General features: G+C 30.4%; 5 protein-coding genes. All 5 read left to right on the forward strand.

The window, feature by feature from the left end; all coding sequences use genetic code 11:
- Positions 1-427: 427 nt before the first annotated feature.
- The 5 genes from U9R42_14950 to U9R42_14970 are packed head-to-tail and all read left to right on the forward strand — an operon-like array spanning position 428 to position 6236.
- Complete coding sequence (locus U9R42_14950) at positions 428-2395, forward strand: peptidylprolyl isomerase (protein MEA3497323.1); 1968 nt, start codon at positions 428-430, stop codon at positions 2393-2395.
- Entirely contained in the window at positions 2396-3259 is an 864-nt protein-coding gene (locus U9R42_14955) for a hypothetical protein (GenBank protein MEA3497324.1), read from the forward strand.
- Positions 3252-4610, forward strand: coding sequence for a peptidylprolyl isomerase (locus tag U9R42_14960; GenBank protein MEA3497325.1), 1359 nt, complete (start codon positions 3252-3254; stop codon positions 4608-4610). Before U9R42_14955 ends, U9R42_14960 begins: the two co-directional genes overlap by 8 nt.
- 9 nt (positions 4611-4619) lie before the next feature.
- A complete protein-coding gene (locus U9R42_14965; protein MEA3497326.1) occupies positions 4620-5585 on the forward strand; it encodes a MoxR family ATPase in 966 nt (321 codons plus the stop codon).
- Positions 5586-5612: 27 nt separating this feature from the next.
- The gene (locus tag U9R42_14970; protein MEA3497327.1) at positions 5613-6236 is read left to right on the forward strand and encodes an acyloxyacyl hydrolase; all 624 of its coding nucleotides are present in this window, start codon (positions 5613-5615) and stop codon (positions 6234-6236) included.
- The last annotated feature ends 730 nt before the right edge of the window (positions 6237-6966 follow it).

Consider the following 6966-nt stretch of genomic DNA (forward strand, 5'->3'; position numbering starts at 1 on the left):
TCAATGCATTGTTCTGGCAGAGTTTTGCACGGATTTTTGGATATAATCTAAAAGAGGGTTATGATCCCAAAAAAGACTATGAAATTGAACTTGCAATTAAAGCATTGGGTTACGATTGATAATAATACCAAATTAACATCAAAACACCCGATATAAATCATTTCTATTTCCCTTTTTTGTCGTTAAAAATTATTTCCGTAGCTATAGCTTCCGAAACAAGTGCGGAACAAGTTATGCAAAAAATTTTTGCCTAAAAAAAGAAAAATATAATTTAATTTATTTATCAGGCGTTTTGAAATTAAATTGGTATTATACTCTCAAAAATTATCAAGCTAAATCCTCCCATTTTAAAAAAATATTTTTGTACATGCCAATTTGCGAATGGAAGAAAAAATTAAATACCTTTGCACAAAAAAAAATTATCATTATGAACTCAAAAAAATCAATTTTCGTTTTATTATTTTTCATTTCATTTTTTGCAAATGCACAAAAACCCGAAACTGTACTATTTACTATTGCTGATGAAACAATAATGCTTAGTGAATTTGAATACATTTATCAGAAAAACAACAAAAACGATGAAAACTATTATTCAAAAGAAAGTCTTAACGAATACCTTGACTTGTTTATAAATTTTAGATTAAAAGTAAAAGAAGCCAAAACTCTTGGTCTTGATACGGTACAATCATTCAAAAAAGAATTTGAAACATATAGAGAGCAACTTACCAAACCATACATGAGTGATAAAAAAACTATTGAGAAACTAAAAAAAGAGGCTTTTGAAAGAATGAACTGGGAAATAAAAGCTAGTCATATTCTTATAATAGTAAAAGAAGATGCCCCTCCTGAAGAAGTGCAAAAAGCTAAAGAAAAAATAATGTCCATTTATAAATCAGCAACTAATGGAGAAAACTTTGAAGAACTTGCAAAAGAACATTCTGAAGACCCTTCCGTAAAAAGGAATAAAGGTAGCCTTGGATATTTCAGTGCATTCCACCTTATTTACAAATTTGAATCTGCCGCATTTAACACTGCTGTAAATAATGTATCAGAACCATTCAGGACACAATTTGGTTTTCATATATTAAAAGTTACCGATAAAAGACCTTATCAAGGGAAAATTAAAGTGTCCCAAATTTTTCTTCAAGTACCGGAAGATGCAGATACAGTAATTGAAAACAACATCAAAAAGAAAATCGATAATATCTACAAAGAACTTAATAAAAGTAAGGACTTTGAAAAGTTTGTTACAAATTATTCAGATGATAAAAGATCGAAAAGAAATGACGGTGTTCTTCCTCCGTTTACAAGTTTTTCATACAGCATTCCTGCTGAATTTAAAGAAGTTGCTTTTACGCTTGAAAATGACGGTGATTTCTCAAAACCATTTCGTACTAAAGTTGGTTGGCACATTATAAAACGACTTGAACTTGAAATGCTTAAACCTTATGAAGAAATGGAAGATTTCATTACACGTAAAGTAAAAAGAGATTCAAGATCAATACTGGCAAAAGACCAACTGATAACAAATCTTAAAGACAATTTCAGATTTAAAGAGAGAAGCAGAAGATTAAAAATATTTTCTGATATTTTGGATTCAACACTTTTTGAAGGCAAATGGGAAATACCTAAGAATGCCGAGCTTGATAAATGGCTTATAAAAATTGAAAAAGAAAAATATACTCAAAAAGATTTTGCAGAATACATTCAGTTAAAACACAAAAAAGTTCGCTTTTCAAACATTCCATATTCCATAGAAAAATACTTTGAATTATATGTAGAGGAAACAATTTTAGCATATTCGGAAGAACATCTTGAAGAGAATTACCCTGAGTTTAAAAACCTTGTAAATGAATACCTTGACGGAATGCTTTTATTTGAAATAACAGATAAGAAAGTTTGGTCAAAAGCAATGTCGGACACCATTGGACAAAAAGATTTTTATCAAGATCGAAAAGACAATTACCAATGGAAAAAACGAGTTCAAGCAACTATTTATATTTGTAAGAATGAAAACATTGCTAAGAAAGTAAAATCAATGCTCAAAGATCAAAAATTATCAACAGCTAAGATTGTTGACATTCTAAATGAAAAAGACCCATTAAATATAACTTATTCTATCGGCAAATATGAAGAAGGAGAAAACGAACTTCTTGAACCATATTTTGGCAAAAAAGATGTTTTTGTTGTTAAAGATACAGAGAAAGATACATGGCGAGTACTTGATATGCAAGAATATTTTAAAGAAGAAATCAAAAAATATGAAAACATCAAAGGCATAGTAATTGCAGATTACCAGAATTATTTAGAAAAAAAATGGATAAAATCACTAAAACAAAAATATCCCCTAAAAGTCAACGAAGAAGTTTTGACATCAATTATTAAAAAGAAATAAATGCAAAAACTTTTAATATTATTTATTCTATCTTTAATTTTATTTAATTCTTGTTCATTTTTTCAAAAGGATAAAAATACTGAAGATATAGCAAATAAAGTTATAGCTTCGGTACAAGACTACAATCTTTATGAAAAAGATATAGAGAATCTTTTTAAAAACAATCCTACCAAAGAAGATAGCATAATAATACGAAAAGATTTCATAAACAAATGGATTACTGAGCAATTAATATTTAAAAAAGCTTTGTTAAATTTAACAGATGAAGAAAAAGATAAAACAAAGAAACTTGACAAATACTATCAGTCTTTGATAAAATATGAATATGAAAAAAAGCTAGTCCAACAACGTCTTGATGACAATATTACTCAAAAAGATATAGAAGAATATTTTAATGCAAATAAAGAAAAGTTCAAGCTAAAAAAATGTTTAGTACGCCTCATTTTTTTAAAAGTACCACTTGATGCACCCGAGATTACAAAATTAAGAAAATGGTATAAATCCGATAAGATAGCAGACAGAGATTTCTTACACCTGTATTGCCTCAAAAACGCTAATCTTTTTTCATTAGATGACACAAAATGGTTTTACTTTAACGAATTAAAAATAGATTTAAATTTCTCCAATAATACATGTCGGAATATTTATTCAGGAGCAAATTATGAAACACAAGACTCTTTATTTCATTATTTTGCAAGTATAAAAGAAATAAAAAAAGAAGGAGACATCCCTCCTATTGAATTTGAAAAAGAAAGAATAGAAAGTATAATCCTACATAAAAGAAGTACTGAATTAATTCACACAATTGAAGGACAAATATTTAACGAAGGTTTAAAAAAGAATTATTTTAACATTTATGAATAAACGTAAATTAATATTATTATTTTTTGTTTGTATATTATTTGTGCAAACAAAAACTCAAGCTCAAGACAGCAATACAATTGACGAAATAGTTAGCATTGTTGGAGATCAAATAATTTTAAAATCAGATATTGAATCACAATTACTAGACCTGACCTTCCCCGATTCAAAAAGTGCATGGCTTGCAAAATGTGAAGTATTTAAAAGCACACTATATCAAAAATTATTGCTTAATCAAGCCTTGATTGACAGTCTTGAAATTTCGGATGAAACAATAGATGGGGATATCAACAGAAGATTAGCCTATTTTATTTCGCAAATAGGAAGTAAGGAAGCTCTTGAAGATTATTACGGCAAAACTATTGGTGAAATTAAAGATGAAATGAAAGCTCCTATTAAAGAGATGAAACTTGCGGAAATGATGAAAAATCAAGTAGTGGGAGATGTAAAAGTTACTCCAAAAGGCGTAAAAGAATTTTTTCATAATCTACCAAAAGACAGCTTACCTTTTTATAACACAGAAGTAGAAGTCTCTCAAATTGTTATTTATCCAAAACCTACTGATGTAGCAATAGAAAAAGCTAAAAAGAAAATTACTGAATTAAGAAAAAGAATAGTTGATGGGGATAAATTTGAAAATTTAGCAATTTTATATTCCGAAGATGATGGCTCTGCAACAGAAGGAGGAGATTTAGGAATGCGTTCAAAGTCAGAATTCGTCCCTGAGTTTTCAGCAGCAGCAATGAGACTGACGGAAGGAACCCTATCCTCTGTTATTGAAACAGAATTCGGATTTCATATTCTTGAATTACTTGACAGAAAAGGGGAACGAATTCATGTACGGCACATTCTAATAAAACCAAAGATAAATTCAGAATCTATAAAAAATGCTAAAAAGGAATTATTAGAAATTAAGGACAAAATAAAAAACGATACTTTTACATTTTACGACTGTGCTTACCTCTATTCTGATGATGAAGCAACAAAAAATAATGGCGGAGGTATTCTTGATGAAGAATCAGGAGCAACAAAAATAGCTGTTAACAAAATTGATGCATCACTTTTTTATATTATTGATACAATGCAAGTAGGAAGTATTTCAGACCCACTACCAATGATGACAATTCAGGGAAGAAAAGCATACAGAATAATTAGTTTAAAAAGTAAAACACCACCTCATAAAGCTAATTTAATAGATGACTATCCAAAAATTCAAACACTTGCAGAAAACTCTATTCATCAGAAAACATTAGAAAAATGGCTCAAAGAATCATATCAAAATACATATATAACGATCAAAGAACCATTATCCCGTTGCGAGTTCCTAAAAGAATATGAAAATAAAAAAGAATAATTAGTATTTATGACTGAAGGAAATAACGATATAAATGCGATAAATAATTTTATTGCAAAATATAATGAACTTTTTACTGAAATAAAAAAAGTTATAATTGGACAAGACGATATTATAAAAGCCTTGCTTACATCAATATTTAGCCGAGGACATTGCCTTTTGGTGGGAGTACCGGGGCTTGCCAAAACATTACTTATAAAAACAGTTGCTGACGCATTAGACCTCAATTTCAGCAGAATTCAATTTACTCCCGACCTTATGCCTTCGGATATTACAGGTTCGGAAATACTTGATGACAAAAAGAATTTTAAATTTGCCAAAGGACCTGTTTTTGCAAATATCATTCTTGCTGATGAAATAAACAGAACACCGCCAAAAACACAATCTGCCTTACTTGAAGCAATGCAGGAAAAAAATGTTACTGTTGCAGGAAAAAATCACAAACTTCAAGAACCATTTTTTGTTTTAGCTACTCAAAATCCTATTGAACAAGAAGGAACATATCCTCTTCCCGAAGCTCAACTTGATAGGTTTATGTTCAACATAATCATTGACTATCCTGATTTTGAAGAAGAAATAAATATTATTAAAGAAACTACTTCAGGGAAAAAAGTAAAAATAAAAAAAATCCTTAACACCGAAGAAATTATTACTTATCAAAATTTACTCGAAAAAATTCCTGTTCCCGATAATGTTTATGAATATGCTGTAAAATTGGTTAATAAAACTCGCCCGGGTACAAAAAACGCAACAGAAAAAGTAAACAAATATATTGAATGGGGAGCCGGTCCTCGTGCTTCTCAATATCTTATTATCGGAGCAAAAACATCCTGCATTTTTAACGGTAAGTTTTCTCCTGATATTGAAGATGTACAAAAAGTTGTTCTTCCTGTACTACGCCACCGATTGGTGAAAAATTATAAAGCTGAAGCTGAAGGAATCAGTGTTGAAGAAATTATAAAAGATTTGTTATAAAGAAAGATTCTAATAATTTATCATAAAATGGATTCAGTAAAATTCTTAAAAAAAATATTTCTGATTCTAATCATTTTCATTTCTTCAATTTCCGTTTACAGCCAAAACAAGGTTTTTAATAATGATAAAACAAAATTAGGTTTTGACTTTGGTGTTGGTTGCCAAAGAATTAACAACAACTCCTTAAAGTTCAATTTGCTAAATGTCAAATACACCTACAATTTGTATTTGTTTCAGTTTCAATATTATTACTCACTTTACGATAATGAGAAATTATCCCTTGAAAGCTTAATTCAACCACAGTACAATTTTGCAAAATATACATTCCATGACGACTCTGAAGAAATTTTGACTGCACATGAAACAGGTATTAACATAGGATTTCTTATCAGAAAAAAAATCAAGAAAGATTTTAGCTTATATTTTCTAATTAGTTCAGGACCTCACTACGTTAGCGGAGTACCGCACAGACAAAGCCCTGGATTTATTTTTTCAGATAATTTTAATTTTGGAATAAACATTAAAGCATCTGAAAATATTTATTTGGACATAAGACCGGGATTCAGACACATTTCCAACGCAGGAATACAAAATCCAAACGGAGGAGTAAATAATTTAACATTAAATGTTGGTTTTATTAGCTCACTTTGATTAGTAAGTGAATTCCAAACAAAAAGAAGTACTTAGAGTACTTAAAGTGCCTAAAGTACTTAGAGTTATGTGTTACGGATAAACAAATTACAAGTCCGCAGTCGGCAGTTCGCAGTCAAATTCCGAATAGACAGATAACTAAATCCTCCTTCGCTAAAGCTACGGAGGAGAATCTAAACAAATAAACAATTCTTTCATCAGATTGCTTCAGTCATACTTCCTTCGCAATGACGGTATGTTGGAGCTTTCAATTAAAGAAGTCAGCAGTCCACAGTCTTCAGTCAACAGTCAAATTCCGAATAAACAAATCACCAAATAAACAAATAAACAATTCCGACAACAACAACCCATAAAAACGTCATTGTGAGGGATGTATGACCGCGACAATCTCGGGCTTTTTAGCAGAGGTAGTCAAAAACAGTCCTCAGTCAGCAGTAGGCAGACTCCAGCCAGCAGTCAAATTCCAAATAAACATAAAGAAGTACTTAGAGTACTTAAAGTGCCTAAAGTACTTAGAGTTATGTATTACGAATAAACAAATTACCAGTCGGCAGTCAGCAGTCAAAAACAGTCAGCAGTTCGCAGTCAAATTCCAAATAAACAAATAAACAATTCTTAGAACAACAACCCATAAAGTCGTCATTGTGAGGGAGGTACGACCGCGACAATCTCGGGCTTTTTAGCAGAGGTAGTCAAAAACAGTCCTCAGTCAGCAGTAGGCAGTCTCCAG

The organism is Bacteroidota bacterium (assembly GCA_034723125.1).
Taxonomy (GTDB): Bacteria; Bacteroidota; Bacteroidia; order CAILMK01; family JAAYUY01; genus JAYEOP01.

Excerpts from the sequence above, each read along its gene's own strand:
- U9R42_14965 (MEA3497326.1), top strand. The coding sequence starts at position 4,620 with ATGACTGAAGGAAATAACGATATAAATGCGATAAATAATTTTATTGCA.
- U9R42_14960 (MEA3497325.1), top strand. The coding sequence starts at position 3,252 with ATGAATAAACGTAAATTAATATTATTATTTTTTGTTTGTATATTATTT.
- U9R42_14955 (MEA3497324.1), top strand. The coding sequence starts at position 2,396 with ATGCAAAAACTTTTAATATTATTTATTCTATCTTTAATTTTATTTAAT.
- U9R42_14970 (MEA3497327.1), top strand. The coding sequence starts at position 5,613 with ATGGATTCAGTAAAATTCTTAAAAAAAATATTTCTGATTCTAATCATT.
- U9R42_14950 (MEA3497323.1), top strand. The coding sequence starts at position 428 with ATGAACTCAAAAAAATCAATTTTCGTTTTATTATTTTTCATTTCATTT.